At 43.7% G+C, this 25,027-nt stretch carries 27 protein-coding genes and 1 tRNA gene; 5 read left to right on the plus strand and 23 right to left on the minus strand.

The features are described 5' to 3' along the window. The 14 genes from nuoL to H9628_RS04790 all read right to left on the minus strand — a co-directional run bounded on the left by nuoL (window position 1) and on the right by H9628_RS04790 (window position 11,857). Window positions 1–1,896 (minus strand): NADH-quinone oxidoreductase subunit L, encoded by a 1,896-nt coding sequence (gene nuoL / locus H9628_RS04725; protein ID WP_251832978.1) that lies wholly within the window; start codon window positions 1,894–1,896, stop codon window positions 1–3. 7 nt (window positions 1,897–1,903) lie between these two features. Beyond that, window positions 1,904–2,233 (minus strand): NADH-quinone oxidoreductase subunit NuoK, encoded by a 330-nt coding sequence (gene nuoK, locus H9628_RS04730; protein ID WP_251832979.1) that lies wholly within the window; start codon window positions 2,231–2,233, stop codon window positions 1,904–1,906. Between the two features lie 4 nt (window positions 2,234–2,237). Further along, window positions 2,238–2,732: an NADH-quinone oxidoreductase subunit J family protein gene (locus H9628_RS04735; RefSeq protein WP_251832980.1), complete on the minus strand. Its 495-nt coding sequence runs from the start codon at window positions 2,730–2,732 to the stop codon at window positions 2,238–2,240. Continuing rightward, entirely contained in the window at window positions 2,733–3,281 is a 549-nt protein-coding gene (locus H9628_RS04740; RefSeq protein WP_251832981.1) for a NuoI/complex I 23 kDa subunit family protein, read from the minus strand. It lies immediately after the preceding gene. Between the two features lie 54 nt (window positions 3,282–3,335). Then, on the minus strand, window positions 3,336–4,394 hold the full coding sequence (gene nuoH / locus H9628_RS04745; protein WP_251832982.1) for an NADH-quinone oxidoreductase subunit NuoH: 1,059 nt from the start codon (window positions 4,392–4,394) through the stop codon (window positions 3,336–3,338). Window positions 4,395–4,468: 74 nt separating this feature from the next. Next, on the minus strand, window positions 4,469–5,467 hold the full coding sequence (locus H9628_RS04750) for a 2Fe-2S iron-sulfur cluster-binding protein (RefSeq protein ID WP_251832983.1): 999 nt from the start codon (window positions 5,465–5,467) through the stop codon (window positions 4,469–4,471). A gap of 101 nt (window positions 5,468–5,568) precedes the next feature. Then, the gene (nuoF, locus tag H9628_RS04755) at window positions 5,569–6,924 is read right to left on the minus strand and encodes an NADH-quinone oxidoreductase subunit NuoF (protein ID WP_251832984.1); all 1,356 of its coding nucleotides are present in this window, start codon (window positions 6,922–6,924) and stop codon (window positions 5,569–5,571) included. 13 nt (window positions 6,925–6,937) lie between these two features. After that, entirely contained in the window at window positions 6,938–7,447 is a 510-nt protein-coding gene (locus H9628_RS04760; RefSeq protein ID WP_251832985.1) for an NADH-quinone oxidoreductase subunit NuoE family protein, read from the minus strand. 135 nt (window positions 7,448–7,582) lie between these two features. After that, window positions 7,583–8,806 carry an NADH-quinone oxidoreductase subunit D gene (locus tag H9628_RS04765; protein WP_251832986.1) on the minus strand — a complete coding sequence of 408 codons (1,224 nt, stop codon included), beginning with the start codon at window positions 8,804–8,806 and terminating at the stop codon, window positions 7,583–7,585. A gap of 64 nt (window positions 8,807–8,870) precedes the next feature. Next, complete coding sequence (locus tag H9628_RS04770; RefSeq protein ID WP_251832987.1) at window positions 8,871–9,365, minus strand: NADH-quinone oxidoreductase subunit C; 495 nt, start codon at window positions 9,363–9,365, stop codon at window positions 8,871–8,873. A gap of 81 nt (window positions 9,366–9,446) precedes the next feature. Further along, the gene (locus H9628_RS04775; RefSeq protein ID WP_251832988.1) at window positions 9,447–10,004 is read right to left on the minus strand and encodes an NADH-quinone oxidoreductase subunit B; all 558 of its coding nucleotides are present in this window, start codon (window positions 10,002–10,004) and stop codon (window positions 9,447–9,449) included. A 45-nt stretch (window positions 10,005–10,049) separates the two neighbouring features. Next, on the minus strand, window positions 10,050–10,421 hold the full coding sequence (locus tag H9628_RS04780) for an NADH-quinone oxidoreductase subunit A (RefSeq protein WP_251832989.1): 372 nt from the start codon (window positions 10,419–10,421) through the stop codon (window positions 10,050–10,052). 110 nt (window positions 10,422–10,531) lie between these two features. Continuing rightward, a complete protein-coding gene (locus H9628_RS04785; protein ID WP_251832990.1) occupies window positions 10,532–10,723 on the minus strand; it encodes a hypothetical protein in 192 nt (63 codons plus the stop codon). Between the two features lie 6 nt (window positions 10,724–10,729). Further along, window positions 10,730–11,857, minus strand: coding sequence for a GNAT family N-acetyltransferase (locus H9628_RS04790; RefSeq protein ID WP_251832991.1), 1,128 nt, complete (start codon window positions 11,855–11,857; stop codon window positions 10,730–10,732). A 110-nt stretch (window positions 11,858–11,967) separates the two neighbouring features. Here H9628_RS04790 and H9628_RS04795 point away from each other — a divergent pair, with 110 nt between their 5' ends. After that, on the plus strand, window positions 11,968–12,675 hold the full coding sequence (locus H9628_RS04795; protein ID WP_251832992.1) for a zinc metallopeptidase: 708 nt from the start codon (window positions 11,968–11,970) through the stop codon (window positions 12,673–12,675). Here the strand turns inward: H9628_RS04795 and H9628_RS04800 are convergent. From H9628_RS04800 to H9628_RS04820, 5 genes are all read right to left on the minus strand, one after another. Next, entirely contained in the window at window positions 12,672–13,277 is a 606-nt protein-coding gene (locus tag H9628_RS04800; RefSeq protein ID WP_251832993.1) for an IMPACT family protein, read from the minus strand. The genes H9628_RS04795 and H9628_RS04800 overlap by 4 nt on opposite strands. Continuing rightward, complete coding sequence (ribD, locus tag H9628_RS04805; RefSeq protein ID WP_251832994.1) at window positions 13,274–14,305, minus strand: bifunctional diaminohydroxyphosphoribosylaminopyrimidine deaminase/5-amino-6-(5-phosphoribosylamino)uracil reductase RibD; 1,032 nt, start codon at window positions 14,303–14,305, stop codon at window positions 13,274–13,276. The genes H9628_RS04800 and ribD overlap by 4 nt, the downstream gene beginning before the upstream one ends. 54 nt (window positions 14,306–14,359) lie before the next feature. Next, the gene (locus tag H9628_RS04810; protein WP_251832995.1) at window positions 14,360–14,953 is read right to left on the minus strand and encodes a hypothetical protein; all 594 of its coding nucleotides are present in this window, start codon (window positions 14,951–14,953) and stop codon (window positions 14,360–14,362) included. An 8-nt stretch (window positions 14,954–14,961) separates the two neighbouring features. After that, a complete protein-coding gene (locus tag H9628_RS04815; RefSeq protein WP_251832996.1) occupies window positions 14,962–17,016 on the minus strand; it encodes a DUF349 domain-containing protein in 2,055 nt (684 codons plus the stop codon). A gap of 82 nt (window positions 17,017–17,098) precedes the next feature. Then, window positions 17,099–17,824, minus strand: coding sequence for a shikimate dehydrogenase family protein (locus H9628_RS04820; protein ID WP_251833707.1), 726 nt, complete (start codon window positions 17,822–17,824; stop codon window positions 17,099–17,101). Between the two features lie 172 nt (window positions 17,825–17,996). Between H9628_RS04820 and H9628_RS04825 the strand changes: the two genes are divergently transcribed. Beyond that, window positions 17,997–19,412 carry a T9SS type A sorting domain-containing protein gene (locus H9628_RS04825; protein WP_251832997.1) on the plus strand — a complete coding sequence of 472 codons (1,416 nt, stop codon included), beginning with the start codon at window positions 17,997–17,999 and terminating at the stop codon, window positions 19,410–19,412. A 157-nt stretch (window positions 19,413–19,569) separates the two neighbouring features. Here H9628_RS04825 and H9628_RS04830 read toward each other — a convergent pair whose 3' ends face one another. The 3 genes from H9628_RS04830 to rbfA all read right to left on the minus strand — a co-directional run bounded on the left by H9628_RS04830 (window position 19,570) and on the right by rbfA (window position 22,298). Continuing rightward, window positions 19,570–20,649 carry an endonuclease gene (locus H9628_RS04830; RefSeq protein WP_251832998.1) on the minus strand — a complete coding sequence of 360 codons (1,080 nt, stop codon included), beginning with the start codon at window positions 20,647–20,649 and terminating at the stop codon, window positions 19,570–19,572. Window positions 20,650–20,710: 61 nt separating this feature from the next. Further along, window positions 20,711–21,922, minus strand: coding sequence for an ABC transporter permease (locus H9628_RS04835; protein ID WP_251832999.1), 1,212 nt, complete (start codon window positions 21,920–21,922; stop codon window positions 20,711–20,713). A gap of 13 nt (window positions 21,923–21,935) precedes the next feature. Further along, window positions 21,936–22,298, minus strand: coding sequence for a 30S ribosome-binding factor RbfA (rbfA, locus tag H9628_RS04840; protein ID WP_251833000.1), 363 nt, complete (start codon window positions 22,296–22,298; stop codon window positions 21,936–21,938). Between the two features lie 190 nt (window positions 22,299–22,488). On the opposite strand from rbfA, the gene mce reads away from it, so the two are divergent. After that, the gene (mce, locus tag H9628_RS04845) at window positions 22,489–22,887 is read left to right on the plus strand and encodes a methylmalonyl-CoA epimerase (protein WP_251833001.1); all 399 of its coding nucleotides are present in this window, start codon (window positions 22,489–22,491) and stop codon (window positions 22,885–22,887) included. 76 nt (window positions 22,888–22,963) lie between these two features. After that, window positions 22,964–23,037, plus strand: a tRNA-Ile gene (locus H9628_RS04850). 240 nt (window positions 23,038–23,277) lie between these two features. Here the strand turns inward: H9628_RS04850 and H9628_RS04855 are convergent. Then, window positions 23,278–23,715: a very short patch repair endonuclease gene (locus tag H9628_RS04855; RefSeq protein WP_262891787.1), complete on the minus strand. Its 438-nt coding sequence runs from the start codon at window positions 23,713–23,715 to the stop codon at window positions 23,278–23,280. 208 nt (window positions 23,716–23,923) lie between these two features. On the opposite strand from H9628_RS04855, the gene H9628_RS04860 reads away from it, so the two are divergent. Beyond that, the gene (locus H9628_RS04860; protein ID WP_251833003.1) at window positions 23,924–25,018 is read left to right on the plus strand and encodes a DNA cytosine methyltransferase; all 1,095 of its coding nucleotides are present in this window, start codon (window positions 23,924–23,926) and stop codon (window positions 25,016–25,018) included. Window positions 25,019–25,027: the final 9 nt, after the last annotated feature.

The raw sequence follows: 25,027 nt of genomic DNA on the forward strand, positions 1-25,027 counted from the left end.
CTACTGTAATATAAAGTTAACAATTAAGATAATCCCGATGGCGAGCGACATGATGAGTACATAGTTCTCTACATTTCCGTTCTGAAGTTTTTTGGCTGCACGACCCGAATCTTCCGCGCCTGTCCCGATAAAATCTACGAAACGCTTCAATACACCTTTATCGAACATATTTCCGCCAACACCTAAACCTTCGATAAATCGAACCACGATCGCATTGTTCAGTTCGTCGAGGAATAGTTTTCTGTTAGAAAGTCTTTCCCAGCCGGTGTATTTTTCTTCAGGCAAAGCCATCTTTTTCTTGTCCACGTAGATACGTTTTGTCATAAACCATACGGTGAAAAACATCAGAACTGTGAGGCTTAATAAGATCATTTCAGTTCCAAATGCAACTTCCGGCAGTTCAACATCGTAAACGTAAATTGATTTCAGCCACTCTGCAAGTTTTGCATAATTTCCGTGACCAATAAAGTGTGGCAAGTTGATAAAACCACCAATTACTGAGAGCACAGCCAATATGATAAGCGGAATTGTCATTGTTTTCGGGCTTTCATGAACATGGCTTCTTTGCTCCTCCGTTCCGCGGAATTCGCCGTGGAAAGTAAGATAATATGCTCTGAACATATAAATTGCCGTAAGCGTCGCCACGATGAACAATACCACCCACAAAATCGGGTTTTTACCGTAAACATTGGTTAAAATTTCATCTTTTGAAATCATCCCCGATAAGAATGGGAAACCTGAAATGGCCAGCGTACCAATCAGGAATGTAAAGTGTGTTGTTGGAATGAACTTTTTCAAGCCGCCCATCTTTCTCATGTCCTGCTCGCCACTCATCGCGTGGATTACGGAACCTGAACCGAGGAAAAGCAACGCCTTGAAAAAAGCATGCGTCATCAGGTGGAACATCGCAGTATTATAAGCGCCAACTCCAAGTGCAACGAACATGAATCCAAGTTGTGAAACGGTAGAGTAGGCCAGGACTTTTTTAATATCATTCTGTCTCAAACCAATGAAAGCTGCGACAAGAGCTGTAAGAAGTCCGACGAACAGTATTCCGTCCATCGTGCTTGGCGCCAGGGAGAACAGGAAGTTTGAACGTACTACTAAATAGATACCTGCAGTCACCATCGTCGCCGCATGGATCAGTGCGGAAACCGGTGTCGGTCCTGCCATTGCGTCCGGCAGCCACGTGAAAAGCGGAACCTGAGCAGATTTACCTACCGCTCCGATGAAGAGACTTATCGTAATGAATATAATAATTGGTGAATCAAGTTCGAATTTTGAAGAATTCTGGGCTACAGAAAGGAAATCCACGGCGTTGGTTTGGTAAGCGATCATCAGGATTCCGATAATCATCCCAAGGTCACCAATTCTGTTCATGATGAAAGCTTTTCTTGCAGCCGTGCCATATTCCTGATTTTTATACCAGAAACCAATCAGCAGATAAGAACATAGCCCAACACCTTCCCAACCGATGAAAAGAATCAGGTAGTTACTTCCCATCACAAGCAGCAACATCGAGAAAATAAATAGATTCAGATAGGCAAAAAAGCGGTGAAAGCCTTTGTCGTGGCTCATGTAACCGATTGAATACAAATGAATCAGTGAGCCAATCCCAGTAATGATCATCACCATCATCAGTGAAAGCTGATCGATCTGGAAACTGAAATTGACCTGAATTCCGTTCACCCTAAACCATTCGAAAGCACGAACGATCACAGGCTGTGATTCCGCATCAAAATTTAAGAATATACTTACCGCGATGCAGAACGAAACGAAAACGACCAGTGTCGCCACGCCTCCTACAACCGCATTCGGCAAATTTTTACCGAAAAGTCCGTTAATAAGAAATCCCAATAAAGGTAAAAGTACAATAGCGTAGATTAAATTTTCCATCCTTTATTTATCCTCTTAGTTTATTAAAAATACTGATGTCTACCGATTTTGTATTTCGGTACATCATCGCAATGATGGCGAGACCTACAGCCACTTCCGCTGCCGCAACTACCATGATGAAAAACACAAGAATCTGTCCGTTTCCGTCACCTTTGTAGCTTGAGAATGCTGCCAAAAGTAGGTTTACCGAATTCAGCATTAGTTCCACACAACCCAAAATAATGATTGCATTTTTTCGTATCAACACGCCCAGCACACCAAGACAGAACAGCACGGAACTCAGAATAATGAAATATTCGAGCGGTACGGCCTGTATAAATGAATTTACTTCTCCCATAATTCTATAAGTCTTTTTTACCGATCAATACTGCACCTACGATTCCCGCAAGAATCAGGATAGAGGCAAGCTCGAATGGCAATACATATTCGTTGAACAATAATCTGCCGAGATTTTTTGTGAGGCCGATAGATGAATCTGCACCAGTGCCGTATGTTGCCGTACTTAAACCTTTGTACGCGCCAAGGAGACCGGTGAGTAATATTCCGGCTGCGAAAACGCCGATGAATTTGCTTAAATTCTGCTTTTTGCTCTCATCAGCTTTATTCAGGTTCAGCATCATCAGGATGTAAAGGAATAGAACCATGATCGCTCCGGCATATACGATGATCTGTACAATACCCAAAAACTGCGCATTCAGCAAAATATACATCGCGGCGATAGAAAAGAAAGTCACGATCAGCGACAAAATAGAGTAGAGCGGGTTACGCGCGAATACAAAATAGAAAGCACTGGCAAGTGCGATAGCTGATACCGCGAAAAAAATAATCTGTTCCATCTATTTTACTGCTTTTTTTTGTCTTTCACTCTGGCGGTCCGTGATATCAATTCTTTCATTGATCTTTTCTACCAGTTTGTCTTTACCGTAAATAAAACTGCCGCGGTTCAGTTCAGTATCTACCAAACGGTCTGTAAGGTATATTGCTGATTTCGGGCAGGCTTCTTCGCACAAACCGCAGAAAATACATCGCAACATATTGATTTCGTAAACTGACGCATATTTTTCTTCACGGTAAAGGTCTTTTTCCTCGCGTGTACGTTCAGCCGCTGTCATTGTGATGGCTTCTGCAGGACAAACCACGGCGCACAGTCCGCACGCGGTGCAGCGTTCGCGACCTTCTTCATCACGTTTCAGCACGTGAAGTCCGCGCCACACTTTTGCACGGGGCTTTTCAACTTCAGGATAAGCGTACACTTTACCTTTAGCGCCCTGAAACGCATGTTTCATGGTGATTGCCATTCCCTTCAGGATTTCCGGGAGGTATATTTTTTCCATAAAAGTCATCTCTTTGTTCGAGACTACTTTTGATCGGTTTGTTAACTTCATATTTAATGGTTTTAGCGGTCGGCATCGGCCTACGCATTAAAACTTATTTTTATTTTAAGTGAAGAAAATAATTACAGCTGCCGTAATAACCAGGTTAGCCAAAGCTAAAGGTATTAAAGCTTTCCAGCCCAAATGCATCAGTTGGTCATAGCGGAATCTCGGGATCGTCCATCGGATCCACATAAAGATGATGATCCCTAAAATTACTTTCGAAAGCATCGCTGCGATACTTAGGATTCCGGCAATATTTTCGCCCCAGTTATCTGTCACCCAGTTAATGCCCGGATAGTTGAATCCGCCAAAGAATAGAGTTGCGATCAGCGCATTTGAAATGAACATGTTCACATATTCACCAAACATGTACTGACCGAAGTTCATCGAAGAATATTCGGTCATGTAACCGTTTACGAGTTCTGATTCACATTCGGGTAAGTCAAAGGGATGACGGTTTGTCTCGGCAAGTGCCGCAACGAAGAAAATGATGAATGCCAAAGGCTGATAGAAGATATTCCAGTTCATGCCGTCGAGCGGGATGAAGCCCCAAATATTACCTTCACCCTGCGATGACGTGATCGCATACAGGTCAAGACTTCCAGCCATCAAAATAATGGAAAGTAATGAAAGACCCATAGCGAGTTCATAAGAAATCATCTGGGAAGATGCGCGGATGGCACCGATGAGTGAATACTTGTTGTTGGAAGCCCAACCCCCGATCATCATTCCGTAAACACCAATGGAAACCATTCCGATCAGGTAAAGAACACCTACATCGATGTTTGCCACCTGCACCGCGAAAGAAGTTCCGCCAATGTTCAGGCTTTTACCCCACGGAATCACCGCGCCCGTAATGAGCGACACAAACATTGTGATTGCGGGACCTAAATAGAACAGGAATCGATCGGCATTTTGAGGCACGAAACCTTCTTTGAAGAAGAGTTTACCACCATCAGCCAGAGGTTGCAGTATCCCGAAAGGACCTGCGCGGTTCGGCCCGATTCTGTCTTGAAGAGCTGCGGCCACTTTTCTTTCGCCCCACGTAGAGTAGGCTGCGATACCCATGGAAAGGGCAAAAAGCGACACAACTAAAATGATTTTAAATGTAATTACATCCATAATTTATCAAATGCGGCGGTTTTTAGTTTTATTTAAATATTTTAAACTTATTCAAAACCACCTTTTAACTTTAATTATTCCTCGTCTTTTACACTGATTTCTTTAGCGTCCGGATTATTCAAAAGATTGATCATGTTTTTCGGCTTCTCATAATGGTTCAGCGAGATTACCGAATGGCGGTCTATATGTCGCGGTCCCTCGATCGACCAGTATTTCAGGTCTTTTCGCTCGAAGCGGCATTCGTTACAGATCCACTCTTCAATCTCATCATACTGATCTTTTCTAGCTGTAACACGGATCACTTCTTCGCCTTTCATCCAAAGCACCACTTTACCGGAACATTTCGAACATGAACATGAAGCATTTACCGGTTTTGTAAACCAAACACGCTGTGCAAATCTCGCCGTTTTATCTGTGAGGGCTCCCACAGGACAAACATCAATCACGTTTCCGATGAAATCGTTGTCTAAAGCTTTATTTAAATACGTCGAAATTTCAGCCTGCTCACCGCGGAATAGAATTCCGTGTTCACGTTCTTCGGTTAACTGATTTGCCGCCAAAACACATCTTGCACACAGGATGCAGCGGTTCATATGAAGTTTAATATAAGGACCGATATCTTCAGGCTCGAAAGTCCGTCTTTCAAATTCAGTTCTGGTACGTTCCAAACCATGCTCGTAACCCAAATCCTGAAGATGACATTCACCGGCCTGGTCGCATACCGGGCAATCGAGTGGGTGGTTGATCAGAAGGAACTCAGTCACTGCTTTTCGGGCTTCCTGCGTCTTGTCTGAAGTAAGGTTTTTCACTTCCATTCCGTCCATCACGCCGGTTCGGCAGCTAGCTACCAGTTTCGGCATTGGGCGGGGATCTGCTTCAGATCCTTTAGATACTTCTACGAGACAGGTTCGGCAACGGCCGCCACTATTCTCGAGTGGTTTATAGTAACACATCGCGGGAGGAACTGAACGTCCGCCAATCTGTCGGGCAGCTTCCAGGATAGAAGTACCCGGAGCAACCTCTGTGGTTTGCCCGTCGATGGTAATCTTAAATTTTTTTATTTCTTCGCTCATATCTTAATGCTTTAAGCGTCAGGCCTTAAGCAATCTGCTTTGTTTTAAATAATTGGTTCTGGACTTTCTGATTAAATTTTAAAAATTTAAAATCCTAACGGTTACTGTGCAGCCGATGCTACCGGAATTGGATCTGCATAGCCTGCAAGACCGTAGTTTCGGGTAAGCGCCTCCGGATTATCTATGTGCCATTCAAACTCATCGCGGAAATGACGGATAGCTGCCGCTACCGGCCATGCTGCTGCATCACCCAGAGGACAAATCGTATTTCCTTCGATTTTGCGCTGAATGTCCCAAAGTAAATCGATATCTGCCATTGTACCTTTACCGGTTTCAATATTTTTAAGGATTTTGTACATCCACGGTGTACCTTCACGGCATGGTGTGCATTGTCCGCAGCTCTCATGAGCGTAGAAGTGCGCAAGGCTCATCGTATGTTTTACGATGCACTGATCTTCGTCGAGGACGATGAATCCACCTGAACCCATCATGGTGCCGGTCGCAAAGCCACCGTCAGCCAATGATTCGTAATTCATATAACGGGGTTCGCCGTTGATTGTCTTTAATAATAAATTAGCCGGAACAATCGGAACTGAACTTCCGCCCGGAATACATGCTTTTAGTTTCTTACCGTTCGGAATTCCGCCGCAATACTCTTCGGAGTAAATGAATTCTTCCACGGTAATCGTCATGTCGATTTCATAAACGCCGGGTTTGTTGATGTTTCCACAGGCCGAAATCAATTTAGTACCGGTTGAACGTCCGACACCGATCTTAGCGTATTCAGCACCCGTAATATTGATGATTGGAACTACCGCAGCGATGGTTTCTACGTTATTTACTACCGTTGGAGATTCCCAAAGACCTTTCACAGCCGGGAATGGCGGTTTTAGTCTTGGATTACCGCGTTTGCCTTCAAGTGATTCAAGAAGTGCAGTTTCTTCACCACAAATGTAAGCTCCGGCACCACGCTGAACGTAGATTTCCAGATCATAACCTTTGCCGAGTATATTCTTACCTAAAAAGCCGGCTGCTTTCGCTTCGTCAATTGCCTGTTCCAGGATTTCCGGAATCCAGGCATATTCGCCCCGAATATAGATATACGCAGTATTCGCCCCTAGTGCGAAGGACGAAATAATCATCCCTTCGATCAGTAAATGTGGAATGAACTCCATCAGATAACGGTCTTTGAAAGTACCGGGTTCTGATTCATCTGCGTTCACTACCAAATATCTTGGGATGCCTTCGGGTTTAGCCAAAAAACTCCATTTCATACCGGTCGGGAAGCCTGCGCCACCACGTCCGCGAAGTCCGGAAGTTTTCACTTCCTCCACTATCGCATCAGGAGTCATCGCAAGTGCCTTTTCTACCGCATCGTACCCGCCCTGCTTTCGGTAAACGTCGTAGTGACGGATCCCTTCAATATGTGCGTCTTTAAGTAAAAGTTTTTTACTCATTTCGTTCTCAATATTAATCTAAAGCGATGGCTCCCTGGCGGCAAAGCTGCAGGATCTCATCTACCTTTTCATTAGTTAAGTGTTCGTGATAGAATTTCCCAAGCTGCATCATCGGTGCGTAACCGCATGCGCCCAGGCACTCCACTGTTTTCAGTGTGAAAAGTCCGTCTGCTGTGGTTTCACCGTTCTTGATGTTCAACGTCTCGCGGATGTGCTGAATGATTCCGTCGCTGCCGTTTACCATGCACGGGCCGGTTTGGCAAACTTCAAGAACATATTTTCCCACAGGCTTCATGTTGAACATTGTATAAAATGTCGCTACTTCATACACTTCTATTGGTTTGATGCTCAGTATTTCAGCAACGTAATCCATCACCGGCACAGCCAGCCAGCCGCCAAACTCCTTTTGCGCAATATGAAGCACCGGAATGAGTGCAGATTTTTGTTTTCCCTCGGGATATCTCGCGATAATTTTCTGTACCTGTTTTAATGTTTCAGGCTGAAAAGCTATTGTTTCGCTCATTTTTAAAGATTTTAGATTTTTAGATTTTAGATTTAGATGAAATCACATTTCTAAAAATCTTATCAGTTGTATAACTTTTTATATGTAAAGACTTTGGATTAATTTAAAATTTATAATCCAAAATTTATAATTTCATTATGCGTCAAGTTCGCCTGCGATAACGTTCATGCTGCACATGGTAACTACCGCGTCGGAAATCATTCCTCCTTTGATCATCTCCGGATATGCCTGATAATAAATAAAGCACGGACGGCGGAAATGCAGGCGGTAAGGCGTCCGCCCACCATCGCTCACCAGGTAGAAACCGAGTTCGCCGTTGCCACCTTCTACGCAGTTGTAGATTTCTCCTTTTGGTACGTCAGTTTCGCCCATCACAATCTTGAAGTGATAGATGAGTGCTTCCATGTTATTGTAAACATCTGCTTTTTCGGGAAGATAGAATTCCGGTACATCGGCATGGAAAGCTCCCTCCGGAAGATTTTTATAGGCTTGGTTGATGATTTTCAAACTTTCCCAAACTTCCTGCTGACGCACCATGAAACGGTCATAAGTGTCGCCGGAACTGCCTATCGGAATGATGAAATCGAAATCACTATAAGAAGAATAAGGATCTGCAACACGTACGTCGTAATCTACACCCGTCGCGCGAAGATTCGGCCCAGTAAATCCGTAACTCAAGGCTCTTTCTGCCGAGATCGCACCTACTTTGATGGTACGGTCCATGAAAATCCGGTTTCTTTCGTTCAGGGCGCAGAACTCACCCCAGATTTTAGGGAATTTCTTAAGCCATGTTTGAAGAAGTTCGTGGAATCTCGGGCTGAAATCTCTTTCAAAACCTCCGATTCTACCCATGTTAGTGGTCATACGTGCACCGCAGACCTCTTCGTACATTTCATAGATTTTCTCTCTTTCCTGAAACAGGTAGGTAAGACCGGTGATCGCACCTGCATCCATCGCGATTACACCGTTACAAACCATGTGGTCGGCAATACGCGCCAGCTCCATCATGATCACACGCATATAATCGACGCGTTTTGGAACTTCGCAGCCAATCAGTTTTTCAACCGTTAGGTGCCAGCCAATATTGTTGATGGGCGCTGAACAGTAGTTCATACGGTCGGTAAGCGTCGTAATTTGAGTGAAATTCCGTCTTTCGCTTATTTTCTCATAAGCGCGGTGAATATATCCGATGGTCTGCTCTGAGTGCAGGATGCGTTCGCCGTCCATCGTGAGTACATTCTGGAAAATTCCGTGTGTCGCAGGGTGCGTAGGACCTAGATTGAGGGTATAAAGTTGCCCGTCAATCTGCTCTTTCGAATCGTGCTGGTTAAGTATATTGGATAGTGCGTTGTCTTTCATAATTTTTGATCTGAGTTTTGAAATTTGAAACCGTCGATCTCAAATTCCGTATTTCAAATAATCCCTATCGACCGAACATTTTATCATCCTTGTCTGTACGGGTCCCATCTTCCAGTCGGTATTCTTTAAGCAACGGATGATAACCGATGTCTTCCATATTCAGGATTACGCGGAGATCCGGATGGCCTTTGAATTTGATTCCATAAAACTCAAAAGTCTCACGCTCCATCCAGTTGGCGCCGGCATAAAGATCGGTAAGGGTATCAATTTCAGCATTTTCCCTCGGCATGAAGGTTTTGATTCTCATGCGGAAGTTGGTCATCATGTTGTGAAGATGATAGATCACGCCAAGTTCTTTCTCTGGTTCACCCGGATAATGGATGCCACAGATATCGGTAAGAAACTTGATCTCCAGGCTGGAATCGCGCAGATAGTGAATTACTTTTTTTACGTCTTCTTTCTTTATCTCTAAAGTCAAAAAGTCATAGGGTTCGGAATGTGAAATCACGGAGTCCGGAAACTCGCGTGTGATGGCTTCTAAAACAAATTCGTTGGTCATAGAGTTAAATTGATAGTGCGCAAAAATTCAAAATATACTTTACGCACGGTAATCATTCAGGCTTTTGAGCCATTTTATCTTTTAGCTGATTCCGTAAGATTCAAGCAGGTGCTGATATTCCGGCGTGTCACGTCTGCGGATGCTCTCACTTTCGCAAAGCGCCTGAACCTGCATCACACCCTCGATGATCTGCTCCGGTCTTGGCGGGCAACCCGGTACGTAAACGTCAACAGGAATGATTCTGTCGATTCCCTGCAAAACAGAGTAGGTATCGAAAATACCACCACTGCTGGCACACGCGCCCACAGCAACAACCCATCTTGGCTCTGCCATTTGCGTATAAACCTGCTTCAGGACGGGACCTAATTTTTTTGAGATCGTACCGCATACCATCAGCATATCTGCCTGGCGTGGGGAAAATGAGTTTCTCTCCATACCAAAACGCGATGCGTCATAGGTTGGGTTAAGAACCGCCATGAATTCAATACCGCAACAGGACGTTGCAAAAGGAAGCGGCCAAAGTGAATATTTACGTGCCATGCCAATAACGCTGCTGAGTTTGGTGGCAAAGAAACCTTCGCCTTCGAAACCTTCAGGAGGTTCGGCATCCATTCTTACTACTGGTTTTGTATCTGACATTTTTAAAATGCTTTATAATTAATAAATAGGTTCTGCAGCTTTTCTTTACTTATCCCAATCGAGGGCGCCACGTTTCCACACGTACACAAAAGCAATAAAAAACACGGAAATGAAAGTAAGAACTGCAAGAAAACCTTCAATCCCGAACTCACGCAGATTCACTGCATAAGGATAGAAAAACACAATTTCCACATCGAAGAGCACGAAAAGAATTGCGGTAAGGAAATACTTTACCGAGAAAGGCGTACGTGCGTTTCCTTCGACATCAATCCCACACTCAAAGTTTTCGTTCTTTTTAAATGAAGAATCTTTCTGTTTTGGCCCAAGGAAATGGGTGCCTGCGATGCAAAGCAACACAAAACCGAAACCTACGGCAACCTGAATGAGAATTGGAATATAATCTGCTGGAATATTCATAGGATACTATATTTTTTCAATCTACAAATTTACGAAATTAACTGCAACCATTAAAAATTTAAGCATTCAAATCTCCGCAAAAAGTGTGTATGTACTGATTTTAAATGCAATTATCGGTCCTGCTGTTTCTTTTTGAGCTTTTGGATCAGCACATAGGCCATATAGCCGATGTACAAAAACAGGAAACTGGCAAAAAGTATGTTGATAAGGTCGTTGGTCCGCTCATCCTCCACTTGGAAAAATTGGTTATAGGCAATGAATGCCAGTACCAGAACGGAGTAGATATACAATTGCTTTTTCATCCTTTTCTAATCTAAAGTAAGCGAATACGTCCTTCTGCGTTTATGATTCACCGGATTGTAGTCTTGCCACAGCAGCTGCACGCTTTTGTTTTCCTCAAGTTCCGGATTTGTTTCGGCGAATTTGATGCCCATCTTGCTGAAACGGATAAAGATTTCCTTGAAAATGATCGCCGTCACCCCGCGCCGCTGGTATTCCGGATGAATGCCGATCAGGTAAAAATTTGCTCTGTCGTTCTTCTTCCCGGCCTGCAGGAAGTGCCACCAGCCAAAAGGCCAAAGTTTACCTTTCGATTTTTGTAAAGCCTTCGAGTAGGAGGGCATGGTAACCGCAAACGAAATCAGTTCGTCATTTTCGTCCGTCACACAGATGACGTAATTCGCATCAATGTACGGGAAATACTTTTCGCGGTAGGTCTGTTTCTGCTCCTCGGTGATCGGGGTATAGGTTGAAAGCGTGTTATATGTCTGGTCGAGAAGCCTGAACATCGGGTCGATGTACGGCAGGATTTCTTTTTTATTCTTAAAGTCGACCACTTTCAGATTGTATTTTTTGGCAATCAGCGTGCTGAAGCGGTCTATTTTTTCCGAAAGTACGGTAGGGAAATTCATTTCAAACTCTACCCATTCCTTTTCCTTCACCAGTCCCAACTTTTCGAGGTGCTGCGGATAGTATTCGAAATTGTAAAGACCGATCATTGTGGCCAATTTGTCAAAACCCATCGTCAGCATACCCGATTTGTCAAGGTTTGTAAAACCCATCGGACCTTCTATTTTTTTAATCTGATGTTCGCGTGCGAAATCTTTCGCCGCATTGATCAGTGCTTCAGAAACTTCCGTGTCATCCACAAAATCGAGCCATCCAAATCTCACCTTGCTGATGCCAAGCTCTTTCTCTTCTTTTCGGTTGATGATCAAAGCAATCCGTCCGACTACTTTGCCGGATTTCATTGCTAAATATTTCTTTGTATCGGAATAGGCGAGGGCGGGATTTTGGGAAGGATCCCAAACGTTTTTTTCTTCGTTGATTAAAGGCGGTACGTAATTTTTGTTATTTTTGTAAAGTTCCATAGGAAAACGTACGAATCGATCTAAATCACGGGCATTTTTTACTTCAAGTAAAGATACTTCGGGCATTGCGGTAGGTTTGTAAAAACAAAGATAATTGATTAAAACAGATATAAAAACTTTGGCATGTTTTTTACAATTCAAAGCGGAGTATTAAATTTAAAATATAAAATATAAAAATGACAGGTTATTATGTAATTATTGGGATTTCGATGCTGGTGAGTTGGCTTGTTTCTGCCCGTTTAAAATCAAAATTCGAACACTATTCTAATGTGCATCTCCGAAACGGCATGTCGGGTAAAGAAGTGGCCGAAAAAATGCTTCGCGACAACAATATCCACGATGTGAAAGTAATTTCGGTTCCCGGTCAGCTGACCGACCATTATAACCCAATGGACAAAACCGTAAATCTTTCCGAAGCCGTTTACATGCAGCGAAATGCTGCCGCAGCCGCAGTTGCTGCGCACGAATGTGGCCACGCTGTTCAGCACGCTGTCGGATATTCGATGCTGCAGCTACGGTCAAAGTTGGTTCCGTTGGTGAGCATCAGTTCGAACTTAATGCAGTTTGTACTGATCGCCGGTATCGTTTTGATGACCGCGACGCAAACCATTGATAATCCGAACGGTAACACGACTGTTCTTGCAATTGGTGTCGCAATGTTCGCGGTGACGACGCTTTTCGCATTCATCACCTTGCCGGTAGAGTATGATGCCAGTAACCGCGCGATGAAGTGGCTTAAAGACACGGGAACAGTGACAGCGGAAGAATTTGTCGGGGTGAAGGACTCCCTTACATGGGCAGCCAGAACATATCTTGTGGCAGCGCTGGGTTCACTTGCACAACTTCTCTACTGGGCCTCAATGCTGATGGGCAGACGCGATTAAGCCAAAAACTGAAAAGAAATATTCTGCATCTCGGACAGTTGTTCCGAGATGTTTTGTTTTAAAGCCATTTTAAGGCTGGCTTCAATCGTGCAAATTTGTTCGGAGCTGAAATCCAGGATTTTTGCGTCAAACTTATTAAGCAAAGTGAATATCTGATTTTGTTTCTCGAAACTGAATTTTATCTGAACTGTGCACTCCAGCTCTTTTGTAATGATTTCACTTGCTTTCAGCGTAAGTTTGGCTGAATCTTTATACGCTTTCACCAATCCTGCGACGCCCAGTTTGGTTCCACCATAATATCTTACCACTACCACAAGTATGTTTGTGACTTCGTGCGCAAGCAGTTGGTTGTAAATGGGAAGTCCAGCGCTTCCGGAGGGTTCACCGTCATCGTTCGCGCGGTAATTTTCACCATTGAGGCCAATACGGAAAGCATAGCAATGATGCGTGGCTTTCGGATGTAAGGTTTTGATGTGTTCTAATACTTTTTTCTGGTCCGCTTCATTATCGACCGGAAATGCAAAACTGATGAACTTGCTTCCCTTTTCTTTCAGCAGGATATCGGTAACGGGCGCGGCAATGGTTTTATATTCAAATTTCAAGACGCAGAATTTTTATATAATTCAACTTCATTGTCATCTAAAATCTCTGTCCTTACGATTTCCGCCGCGATTGTGGGTGCTTTCGTGCCGTTTTCAAGTTTAAGGTTTTCGTTTTTAATGATGTTTGCTTCATCCCACAAATTGGCATCGATGAATTGCTGGAGCGTAAATCGGCCACCTTCGATGATCACCGACTGGATCTGCATTTCGTATAATTTTTCGAGCATCATCCGCGGCATTTCATCTTTCGGGATTTTGATAAAACGCAAATTACCTTCGTCCGCATCTTTTATTCCGTTAAAAACAATGGTTTGCGAATCATTATCAAATATTTTACAGCTGCCCGGAACTTTTAACTCAAAATCAATCAGAATCCGTATCGGATTTCGGCCCACAATTTCGCGTGTGGTGAGCGACGGGTTATCTGTAAGCGCTGTGTTCGTTCCAACTAAAATCGCGTGCTCGCGGCTTCTCAGCGTATGCACAAACTGTTTTGTGAGCGGATTTCCGATTTGGGTGGCTTTAAAATCTTTATCCAGAAAACCGTCGCCGGATTGGGCCCATTTCAGTATAATATAAGGTCTTTCCTTTTGATGAAAAGTGAAAAAGCGTTTGTTGAGTTCCTGACATTCTTTCCCCAAAATTCCTGAGACGACTTCTATACCGGCATCTTCAATGATTTTCCGGCCTTTGCCATTCACTTTTTCATGAGGATCCAGTGTACCGATCACTACTTTCCGGAAACCAACGGAAGCCAGTTTTTCCGCGCACGGCGGCGTCTTACCGTAGTGAGAGCAGGGTTCGAGCGAGACGTAGATCGTGGATTCACGCAGCAGCTCAGGATTTTTTACCGAGTTGATTGCATTGATCTCCGCGTGCGGCCCGCCGGCTCTTTTGTGATAACCTTCGCCAATAATTTCATCATCATATACAATCACACTGCCCACCATAGGGTTTGGATAGGTCTGTCCAAAGGCATTTTCCGCCAACTGTATGCAGCGCTGCATATACATTTCGTCTTTCGTCATCTGATTCTAACTAAAAAAGCCCGACTGATGCCGGGCCGTAAATTATTGCATACTCTAATTATTTTCCGTGCGGAGCACCACTATTTCCGGGATTTTATACTCGATCAGGCTCAGCATAAGTTGGTCGCGCTGTTTTGCGAGCGCTTTGGCCGCAGATTTCGGGTCGCCGTAAATTCTTTTGGCGTACGCTAAAATAAGGAAGTTTTTCGCGGTTCCGTTGTTGTAAGGCTTGAAACGGTAGATGTTGTATTCTACGAAGGCGTCGCCTTTATCGGGCATTTCAGATATAAAATAATCAACTACAAACTCGCTGCCGTCCGGACTTTCAGTTACGTTCACTTTCGCCAACCTGTCTGTTTCTGCCCGTTTTTGAATGGATTCCACTTTTTGTCTTACGGCCAGTTCAAGATCGATTTCTTTCGTAAAATAAGAAAAATCGAGGATTTGGTTGAAGTCTTCAATTCGCTCGTCGCGCGGCATATATTGCTGGCGAAGCAGTGTCTTTGATGCTTCTTTGCTCCAGGAAAGGAAAAATTCAGTGCCATCCAGCTCGATTGGACCTGGAATTGAGAGCAAATCCCGCGGTTCCTGTGCATTTATGCTGACGAATGTGCTTATAAATATCGCAAACAGCAGTCTTTTAAACATATCAGATTTTATTGATTTTCGCCGGCCAGAATGTTGTGAAGGCTTTGTTTCATGCTTTCGAGCTGCACTTTTTTATCATCGATTTTTTCAAAAGTCTCTTTAAGTAACGGATTTTCGCGTGTTGGGTTGCTGAAGAAACCGAGGTTGTTTTCCATTTTCACGATTTCCGCTTCGAGGTCAGCGATCTGATTTTTAATCTTACGCGCTTTGTCTGTCAGCTGGTTTTCCGAAAGTCCTTCTTCTTTCAGGTCGTATTCGTGGATTTTGTTGAGTTTCATTTTCTCGCGAAGCACTTTGTTGAACTCGGTATTAATGCTAAGCTTTTCGCGTGGGACTTTTCCTATGTTGTTCCAGGTGGTCTTGATCTGCTCAATCTTTTCTACGCTGCCTTCTTCGTCTGTGATTTCTTTTAGCTCATCCAGCAGTTGCTTTTTCCTCTTATAATTTTCCTTCCAGTTATCGTTCGTGGCGTTGTTTTTCTCGCGGTAGTTGTTAAAGAATGTGTTGCACGCATTGCGGAAATCGTCCCAAACCTTATTGGTCATGCTGCGCGGTACGTGTCCGATCTGTTTCCAGTCTTCCTGCAGTTTTTTAAATAACGGAACTGCGGTCTCCCAATCTTCGGAAAGGCTGTTGTCTTTGGCGGTTTGAATCAGTTGCAGTTTTTTCTCCAGATTCGTGTGCTGCGAAGTTTTCAGGCTCTTGTAAAAATCATTCTTGGCCGAATTGAAGTTTTTAAGCTGAACCTTGAACTCATTCCAGTTTTGGTTTGAAATTTTTCGCGGAACGCTGCCAATCTTCAGAAACTCACTGCGAAGCTCTTCAATTTTCTTGATGGCGTTCTGCCAGTAGCTGTGGTTCGGTTCCTTTTCAGGCTTCGCCAGCTTTTTCAGCTCCTCGATGATCTTATTCTTCTTCTCGAGGTTTTCGTTTTGCTCCGTTTCTATCTGTGCGGAAAGTTCCGACTTGCGGTCGTGGATCTTATTTGAGATCTCTTTGAACATCTCCCACGTTTTTTCGCGGAATTCCTCGGCCACCGGCTCGGCTTCCTCTTTCCAGAGTTTATGCAGATACTGCAGTTCATTAAGCGCTTTTTGCACGGCCGGTTCTTCCTGCAGCTGCTTTGCACGTTCGATGATGTGCTGCCTTTTCTCTAAATTATGTGCGAATTCCTGCTCCAGATATTCCTTGTTCATATCCAGCATCTGGTAAAACTGGTTCAGGTGATGGAAATAGTTGTTATTCAGGATTTTAAATTCAGATTTTGCTACCTGACCCGCGTTTTTCCAGGCCTCCTTTATTTCGCGGATGGCTTTGAAAAGATTGGTGCCGGCTTCTGTGTTGGTGTAGAGCGCCTTTAATTTTTCAATGATATCTTGTCTTTCCACAAGGTTTGCGGCGTGCTGCTCGTCCTGTTTCCGTGTGAAAGCATTATTTTTCTCGCGAAACTGATTCGTTAAAGCTGAAAATCTGCCCTGCTCCGGATGAGTGAAGCTGAATTCTGCCGACTCGTCTTCTTTTTCCTTAAAAATTTTCTTCTCGTCTTCACTTTCGTCATGAATCAGCTTATGCGCCTGGTCTTTAAGTTGGTTGAATTTTTTGAATTCTGCGCCTGCATCGTCTTTAGATACGATATTCTGCATTTCATCCAAAATCTCATTCAGGTTCAGATGGGAGATTTCTTCCGGTTCTTGATCGGAATGGTCTTCTTCAGTTTGGTTCGTACTGTCAGTGGTATTTTCGGGTTCCGGATTTGAAAGCTGACGATCAGGAGCGAGCTGTTCACCAGATTGTGGTGCTGAGCTTTCGGTCTCATCAGCACTGTCGGCTGAGCGTGAACTTTCTGTATTGAGTGAAGATTCTGTTTTATCGCGTTCCTGTTCTACAAGTCTTGCCGAAACCGCAACTTCCGCCGGATTCGTCCCTGTTTCCGGAGAATCTTCGGCCTGTCCGGACGCGGCGTCAACGCCATAGGCGGATTTATTATCGATGTGACCGTCAGCGTTCCCAGCGTCCTGAGGCTTTTTATTTGGTTGGTCAGAGATTGAATCTTCTGTTATCATGGCAGTGTCATTAGGGTTTATTGAAGCTGAAGCCTCATATCATTTGTGTATCAGTGCACTAAATTAATTAAATTTTTTTTATTTAACGGTTCCAAATTTCCCATGCTTTTTCGGCCTGTTGCTCGAGCATGTACAGACCATTGACCGTTTTCGCACCTTGGCGTGCCGCATTTCTGATGAATGCGGTTTCTGATGGGTTATAAATCAGGTCGATTACCAGATGCTGCTTGGTAAGTGACTCGAAAGGGAACTGTACGCAATCTTCAACACTGGGGAAGGTGCCGACCGGCGTGCACTGTACGATCAGAAGATGTTCTGTCACGGTTTCCGGACTTAGATTTTCAAAATTCTGTTCTGATTTCCTGCTGACGGTTATAAAATCAATTCCATTTTGGCTTAAGACGTACTGTACAGCTTTTGCGGCGCCGCCGTTGCCCAGGATGATCGCCGACCGGTGATTTTCATTTCGGTGGAGCAGAATAGTTTTCTCAAAACCGAATACATCGGTATTGTAACCGGTTTTTATATTATTTTTAATTGAGATACAATTCACGGCGCCTGTTTGGCGCGCTTCATCACTCAATTCGTCGAGGAAAGGAATTATTTTTTCTTTGAATGGAATCGTGACATTCAGGCCCCGGAGATTCGGTTTCTCAAAAAGCCTTTGTACCTCTGCGATATCCTGTAAATCATAAAGGTCATAGGCATGATCCTTCAGCATCAGCCGCTGAAATTTGTTTTCGAAGTATCTTTTTGAGAATGAATAGGAGATGTTTTTGCCAATAAGGCCGAATGCGGTCTTTTCCATCATTCAAAAATAGAAAATGGTTTACTCGGACACAACAATTTTTCGTATTATGATGAGCAACAGCTGATGTTTTTTGATAATCCTCCTATATCTGCAGTCTGAAAAAATAGCCCTAAAGTGGTATTGATTCGCCTAAGGTCACTGGTGTACATTTGCTTAAAACCTTAAAACAATGAAGAAAACTTTATCAGCTTTTGTTGTGCTGGCCTTTGCCGGCTTCAATGCACAGTCACTTGACCCGTCGTTCGGGACGAACGGAACGTACACGCATCCGGATCTTCTGAGTCTCTTTGAAGCAACAGAACTTCCCGACGGCAACGTGCTCCTCAGTGGCGACCGGTATATTGAAGATTTAAATATCTCGCAGGCCAAAATGGTGAAAATGAAACCTGACGGAAGTATTGATACCTCATTTGGAACGGGCGGAAGTTTTGTGATTGATCAGTATGCCGGCATGGACTATTACGAAGCATTTTCACAGGCTTATCCATTGCCGGACGGAAAAATTCTGACCCTGTACGGTTCTGAATACGACAACGGAATTGACCAGAGCGTCATTTCATTCCGAATGCTGCGCCTGAATGCCAACGGAACGGTGGATAACACTTTCACAGGCTATCAGCAGAGCAATATGGCGGAAGAGGATGCGCCATATGGTCTGATTCCATTACCTTCTTCAAAATTTTTGGTCTATGGTGGCGATTATATTATGAGATTTAATCAGAATGGAACATTGGACACAACATACGGAAATAACGGTGTGAGATCATTCAGTGTTGATGTGGAAGAAATTAATCGGATAGGCAATGCCCTATATCTTCACGATTACTTAAGTAACAGGCTGATAAAACTTGATAACGAAAGTTCCACCAATACCACCATTTTCAATTTAGCTCAGGGTTCCTATGTGCATTTCAGCGGAAACAATATTTTCATTGAAGATCCGAACAACAAAATCATAAAGCTGAATGCAGATTTGCTGCCTGTAAGCAACTTTGGAGTTAACGGAACGGCAACTTATCAGGATTTTGTGGGCAGCAACTTCGTATTTCAGCCCGGCGGCAGCATCATTGCCGAAAATATTGATTATATCTACGACGGAAACAACAATACCATTGGTTATAACAAAAACTTCCGCCGCATCAATCCAAATGGTTCGCTGGATACCAGTTTTGGCACTGCGGGTGTTTATACCCTGTATGTTCCGGAAAGCGCGCCGTACTCACCGTGGAGTGACCAGTTCCTGCACAGCAACGGCAAACTTTACCACGTTTTTTATGACAAAGAAGTGGATGTAGCCAATGCAACACTGTATCTGAAACGCAGTAATTTACCTGCGGAATTGCTTGCTGTAAGTGACCAGACTGCAGGTTCTACATTGCGGATCGTACAGAATCCGGTAAAAGACCGGCTGCTTCTAAGCGAACCGGTAAGCCAGGCGAAGATTTACGATTTGAGCGGCAGAGCCACTGAAATTGTTTTTGAAGGGAGTGAAAGTGCGGTGAACAGCCTTAAAGCGGGTGTTTATATTCTGAACGCTACATCCAGAACGGGCAAAACAGTAACGCTTAAGTTCATTAAAAAATAGGAACATATTAATTAAATGATCCGAAATTAAATGATCCGAAGATCCGCTTCTTTAGAGAGGCGGATTTTTTTTGATTATTTCAGCCAAGACGCTGGTTAAATATTAAAACAAAAAAAGACCAGCTAGCGCCGGTCTTATTATTTAACATCTAAATGATTTACTGCACGATGAATTTGGTGCTGCTGCTTCCGGCTTTCAGGATATACACACCTTTTGGTAAGTTCTGAAGTGAAATCTTCGATGTGTTTTTGAACGGTTGGCTGACAGACTGAACCAGTTTTCCGGTAAGATCAAAGATCTGTACCTGCGCAACCTCATTAAGATTCTCGCCTTTAACGCTGATTTCGCCGTTTTTCACCGGATTCGGGAAAACCTGCAGTCCACCTGTTTTTACTTCTGTTTCGCCTGTTGCGAGTGTTGAAGTCCATATCATCGTTACGTATTCCGGGTGATCAATATAAGGGTTTCGGTTGCCCTGGTACGTGTATGCATAGTTGTTTCGGTCAATTTCCTTTGGCGAAACAGGATCATTCTGGTGCCACTGGAGCAAAAGATTGATATACCACTGATCGAAACCGCGGTCTGATGAACCATCCTGCGGGTTATTCGCGTCGGTGTGTTTGAAGCTTGCAAGTCTGTCCTGGTAGCGGGTGATAAAATAAAGCAGACTTCGTGCGATGTCACCTTTGAATTCATTGATAGGCTCAAATACAGTTCCGTTGTAACCCGGGAAGTTGCTTGTGCCGAGTTTCGAACCGTTAGTTGATGTCCAGCTTACATTTCCTACGGTACCGAAAGGGTAGTTGCTTCGTTTACCGTTCACATAGCCATCGGTAGGGAAGATGTGAAGGTAGTCACTTTTCATCGGCGCGTTCTCATTGAAAAATCCCTGTGGAAAAACGTGCTCGCGGTTGTAGCATACGCCTTCACCATTGTAGTTTCCGCACTCCTTCTGTCCGGGAATCCAGTTGTAAGCATCCGGCCCGTTGGGTTTTTCCGAGTAAATGTCGAGGATTGTGTTGTCATTTTCATAATATTTATCCAGGTCACCTACTTTGTAAGCGTCAAGCAAAGCATTGTAGCCATTGTCACGGTGACCGTTCTTTACGATCTGGTGCAGCTGTGTTTTCAGGGCGTATCCGGTACCGGTTGCCGTATTATAATATCCGTTTGGGATTTGCGCTGTTGCGAAGCCCGCAATGAAGAGCGCAATTTGAAAATATAGTAACTTTTTCATATCAGTTATTGATTAAAAATTAGGGGTGTAAAGGTAAAGAAAAATTAGGAACGGTAAACTTTTACTTTTGAGTGGAATAGGTAGTGTTTACCTTGGAAAAAAACCAGGATACCGCTACACCGAAAACCGCTGCCGTACCGGCGACAATAAAGTAATTCACGGGAAGAATGCGCACCGGAAATGCCAGGTCTGTGCCTGCACCGGCCTTGAAAAATCCGGTTTCGATCTGCACATAGCTCAGTACAGTCCCCAGCAGCAAACCACTCAGGATACCAAAGGCTACAATGAGAATTCCGGTATAGAAGTAAATATTTCTAAGTGATCTCTGATTCAAACCTAACGAAATCAATGATTTCGCCTGCTCCTTTTTGTCGAGCTGAAGGATGATGATCGCGCCGGCCAGATTGAAGGTGGTGATAAAAATCACCAGTGCGAAGATCAGGTAGATGAACAGTTTTTCGGTATTGATCATCTTCCAGAAGGCCGCATTTTCTTCAGATTTGGTGGTAAGGACGTACTTACTTCCCAATTTTTGCTGCAGAGCGCTTTTCACGGCTTGCGCTTCGTCGGCATTTTTAAGTTTAATGACGATTTGGTAAGCCGAATTCTTAGGGAGTTCCAGCAGTTCGCGTGTTAGTTCGATGGGTGATATCACCGTGTTGTCGAGCTGATCGTTGCCCGGAAAAACGCCGGACACAAAGATGTCGCGCTTGTTGAAAATATCCTCCTCCTTACTGATGATTCCGGTGCCGGGTTTGGGCATCATCAGGTTGGCCACGTCCGAACTTTCGCCTACGGGAATACTCAGCCGGTTGTCGAGCTTGTTTTCAAGCAGTACTTCGTTCGAATATTTAAAACTCGGGTAAGAGCCGTAGAAAATATTTTTGTCAATCGGATTCACCAGTACATAAGCCGAATCTACGCCGCGCAGATTGGCTATATCGCCGTTCTCGCGGAAATTGATGTACACTTTTTCTTCAATGACCTTTGAGAAATGCGCGATCTTCGGTTCAGACGCCAGCACTTTTGCAGCCTTCTGAATTTCCGGTAAAGTTTTCCCCGACTTGCTTTTGAGCGTAAGATCAGCGTGCAGGTTCGCAATCAGGTCCTGGTTCAGGTCCTCCAGGCCTGAAAACACCGAGATGATGATGAACATCGCGGTGGCAGCCACCGTCATCGCCAGTGCCGCGAGCCACGTGATGAACGTCACAGCGGTGCTGCCTTTCTTGGCCAAAAGGTAGCGCGTCGCGATATAGAACGGCGTGTTTTTCAAGAGTTGTGGAGGTTTATAGAATCGGGTTGTCGCCTTCGCCTTTCAGTTCTTTCTCTATTTTTTCCACATCGTCCAGCGTGGTGTCGAGGTAGAAATTCAGGTCCGGAATGATGCGCACCTGCTTGCCCATTTTCTGGCCCAGGAAGTTGCGGTAGGTAGATTTGTTCACCTCAATCTCCTTCATGATCGCGCTTCGCAGAGCCGGCGGAAAAATGCTGAGATATACCTTGGCAATACTCAGGTCGGCCGTGATCTTCACATCAGAGACGGTGACCAGAAAGTTCTGCTTGCTGTCAGACGCCTGTTTGCGGAAGAGTTCAGCCATGTCCTGCTGTATAATCTGGGCTACTTTTCTTTGTCTGTTGCTTTCGTTCATGGTGCAAATTTAGTATTTTTGTTTTGAAATATTTGGGCGTGTCCTTTTTTCGCCAGCACCCTTGCCAGCCGCTGAAAAAGGCCGGTCTGCGTGCAGTCGCTTTTTTGCGGGCGCTGGCGCGCCCACAAAAAGAGCTCCGACAATGCACTCCGCCCTCACGCGGGTGACTGTATAAAAACAAAAAGCATTTATGAAAATAGAACATATCGGCATCGCCGTCAATTCCCTCGGCACTTCCGATGATTTGTTTGAGCGATTGCTCGGAAAGAAAAACTACAAACAGGAATCGGTTGCGCGGGAAGGCGTCACCACCTCGTTTTATGAGGTCGGCGAAAGCAAGGTTGAACTGCTGGAAGCCAGCAGCGAAGATAGCCCAATCGCAAAGTTCCTTTCAAAAAAAGGGGAGGGCATCCATCATATTGCATTCGGTGTAGATGACATTTATGCTGAGATTGAAAGACTTAAAAAAGAGGGATTCATCTTCATCTCCGAAGAACCTAAAGACGGCGCCGACAACAAGCTCGTGGTTTTCCTGCATCCGAAGTCCACCAATGGCGTCCTGATCGAATTATGCCAGGAAAAAGCCTGAAAAATATTTTGGTAATCTATAAAAAAGCTTATTTTTGCACCTCATAAAAACAGCCGGGATACATCCTGATGTTTTTGGCCTTGTAACTCAGTTGGTTAGAGTAGCTGACTCATAATCAGCAAGTCCTTGGTTCGAGCCCAAGCTGGGCCACAACCGTTCCGCAATTTGCGGAGCGGTTTTTTTTTGCTTTCAGGGCTGGCTAGTTGCTGTCGTTCCATTCAATAATCTCGCGAAATCGGGATGAATGCGCTTCCATGAAGCAATGCAGTGTTCGGCCAGTTCATGCTTAGGCTGTCCGCCGAACCAGCAGTAATGGATTTTCTTTGGAATCATGGGGTAGATTTTGGAATATGGATGGGTGGCTGCAAAGATTGAACCTAAATTAACTACTTAACTTGCTGCATCCCCGACGTTACTTTTTATTTTCTGTTGAATAAGTTCGATGGTTTCATCAATTCGATTTTTTTTAAGCTCACACTCCCACACAGTTAAAACCTGCCAACCAGCAGCTAAAAGCTTCCGTTCATTATCTAGATCGCGCCTGATATTCCCGTTGATCTTTGCTGTCCAGAATTCAGTCCGGGTTTTGGGAGTTACAAAATACCTGCAGTGTTCATGTCCATGCCAGAAACAACCATGTATAAAGACTGCAGTTTTATATTTTTTGAAAACCAAATCCGGTTTCCCGGGAAGATTTTTGACGTTCAGTCTGTATCTGAATCCTGCAGCAAACAGTTTTCCACGTAACAACATTTCAGGTTTGGTATTCTTACTCTTGATTCTGCTCATATTAAAGCTGCGCTGTGCAGGGGTATGTCTGTCTGCCATGTTACATTTATAATCTTTAACAGCAAAAACAGTGCGCGGTTTTCAAATATACTGGCACTTTTGTACTATATAGTTTTAGTGTAATTGCTTCGCACCTATCTTTTAATATCTTTGCCACAGTCTCAAATAAAGTAGCTACAAGGTCAAAATAATTGATAAATATTTTTTTTGATTTTGTGAGTTTCTTTTTACTAATTTTAAAAGCAGCATGCACAAATTTAAATTTATAGATCTCTTCGCAGGTATAGGAGGATTTCATATCGCGATGCACGAAAATGGTGGCGAATGCGTATTCGCCTCAGAAATAGATAAGTTTGCACGGCAGACCTACGAGCATAATTTTAGCAAAATATCGCCTGAGTTATTTACTGGGGGACATTTTAACCAGGATATTACGGATTCGGCACTCGTTTACTCCAATATTCCGGATTTTGATGTACTGTGCGCAGGGTTTCCTTGTCAGCCGTTTTCTCATGCAGGTTTAAAGAAAGGTTTTGATGATACGCGTGGAACATTATTTTTTAATATTAAAGAAATCATTCGGGCGAAAATTGAAGCTAACAAACTTGATAAAAAAGTTGCAATTCCAAGAGTTCTTCTTTTGGAAAACGTAAAAGGCTTTAGAAATCATGATAAAGGAAATACATACAAGGTTATTAAGCATACACTAAATGATCTTGGTTATGAGGTGGCGGCCGAAGTATTAAACAGTAAGCATTTTGGCGTTCCCCAGAACAGGGAAAGGATATTCATTGTAGCTTGGCATAGGGATTCAGTTAAAAAAAATGATTTTAAATTCCCTTTTGGTCTCACGCAGAAAGATGAAGTGATTTATGAAAAAGAGAAACGCGATGAACTGGCAAAAAAAATAAAGGTTGGCGATATCCTGTTAACAAACAAGGAGTTGCAGCAATTTGAAAACAGGGATAATAAAACTTACACCATTTCTGAAAAATTATGGGAAGGGCATCAGAGAAGAAAGATTATGCATGCAGAAAAGGGAAATGGTTTCGGCTATTCAATATTTAATTCTCAATCATCTTATACAAGTACCATCTCTGCAAGATATTATAAGGATGGAAGTGAAATCCTCATCGAACAAAAAGGCGTAAAAGGAAAACCTGACCGTCCCCGAAAACTTCACCCAGTTGAAGCTGCAAAACTGCAGGGATACCCTATTGACAGCTGGTATGAAATTCCTGTATCCGATAACCAAGCGTACAAGCAGTTTGGAAACAGTGTTTCTGTACCGGTAGTTAGCACTCTGGCTTTTGAAATAAAAAATCAGCTATTGGATTTGTGAATCACCGGT

The organism is Kaistella pullorum, assembly GCF_014837035.1.
GTDB classification, from domain to species: Bacteria; Bacteroidota; Bacteroidia; order Flavobacteriales; family Weeksellaceae; genus Kaistella; species Kaistella rhinocerotis.

Coding starts and splice junctions, on each gene's coding strand:
- H9628_RS04765 (WP_251832986.1), bottom strand. CDS start 8,806: ATGAAAGACAACGCACTATCCAATATACTTAACCAGCACGATTCGAAA.
- H9628_RS04775 (WP_251832988.1), bottom strand. CDS start 10,004: ATGTCAGATACAAAACCAGTAGTAAGAATGGATGCCGAACCTCCTGAA.
- H9628_RS04820 (WP_251833707.1), bottom strand. CDS start 17,824: ATGGAAAAGACCGCATTCGGCCTTATTGGCAAAAACATCTCCTATTCA.
- H9628_RS04770 (WP_251832987.1), bottom strand. CDS start 9,365: ATGACCAACGAATTTGTTTTAGAAGCCATCACACGCGAGTTTCCGGAC.
- H9628_RS04780 (WP_251832989.1), bottom strand. CDS start 10,421: ATGAATATTCCAGCAGATTATATTCCAATTCTCATTCAGGTTGCCGTA.
- ribD (WP_251832994.1), bottom strand. CDS start 14,305: ATGACGAAAGACGAAATGTATATGCAGCGCTGCATACAGTTGGCGGAA.
- mce (WP_251833001.1), top strand. CDS start 22,489: ATGAAAATAGAACATATCGGCATCGCCGTCAATTCCCTCGGCACTTCC.
- nuoL (WP_251832978.1), bottom strand. CDS start 1,896: ATGGAAAATTTAATCTACGCTATTGTACTTTTACCTTTATTGGGATTT.
- H9628_RS04830 (WP_251832998.1), bottom strand. CDS start 20,649: ATGAAAAAGTTACTATATTTTCAAATTGCGCTCTTCATTGCGGGCTTC.
- H9628_RS04750 (WP_251832983.1), bottom strand. CDS start 5,467: ATGAGCGAAGAAATAAAAAAATTTAAGATTACCATCGACGGGCAAACC.
- nuoK (WP_251832979.1), bottom strand. CDS start 2,233: ATGGGAGAAGTAAATTCATTTATACAGGCCGTACCGCTCGAATATTTC.
- H9628_RS04740 (WP_251832981.1), bottom strand. CDS start 3,281: ATGAAGTTAACAAACCGATCAAAAGTAGTCTCGAACAAAGAGATGACT.
- H9628_RS04860 (WP_251833003.1), top strand. CDS start 23,924: ATGCACAAATTTAAATTTATAGATCTCTTCGCAGGTATAGGAGGATTT.
- H9628_RS04735 (WP_251832980.1), bottom strand. CDS start 2,732: ATGGAACAGATTATTTTTTTCGCGGTATCAGCTATCGCACTTGCCAGT.
- H9628_RS04825 (WP_251832997.1), top strand. CDS start 17,997: ATGAAGAAAACTTTATCAGCTTTTGTTGTGCTGGCCTTTGCCGGCTTC.
- H9628_RS04790 (WP_251832991.1), bottom strand. CDS start 11,857: ATGCCCGAAGTATCTTTACTTGAAGTAAAAAATGCCCGTGATTTAGAT.
- H9628_RS04855 (WP_262891787.1), bottom strand. CDS start 23,715: ATGGCAGACAGACATACCCCTGCACAGCGCAGCTTTAATATGAGCAGA.
- H9628_RS04785 (WP_251832990.1), bottom strand. CDS start 10,723: ATGAAAAAGCAATTGTATATCTACTCCGTTCTGGTACTGGCATTCATT.
- nuoH (WP_251832982.1), bottom strand. CDS start 4,394: ATGGATGTAATTACATTTAAAATCATTTTAGTTGTGTCGCTTTTTGCC.
- rbfA (WP_251833000.1), bottom strand. CDS start 22,298: ATGAACGAAAGCAACAGACAAAGAAAAGTAGCCCAGATTATACAGCAG.
- H9628_RS04795 (WP_251832992.1), top strand. CDS start 11,968: ATGACAGGTTATTATGTAATTATTGGGATTTCGATGCTGGTGAGTTGG.
- nuoF (WP_251832984.1), bottom strand. CDS start 6,924: ATGAGTAAAAAACTTTTACTTAAAGACGCACATATTGAAGGGATCCGT.
- H9628_RS04810 (WP_251832995.1), bottom strand. CDS start 14,953: ATGTTTAAAAGACTGCTGTTTGCGATATTTATAAGCACATTCGTCAGC.
- H9628_RS04815 (WP_251832996.1), bottom strand. CDS start 17,016: ATGATAACAGAAGATTCAATCTCTGACCAACCAAATAAAAAGCCTCAG.
- H9628_RS04760 (WP_251832985.1), bottom strand. CDS start 7,447: ATGAGCGAAACAATAGCTTTTCAGCCTGAAACATTAAAACAGGTACAG.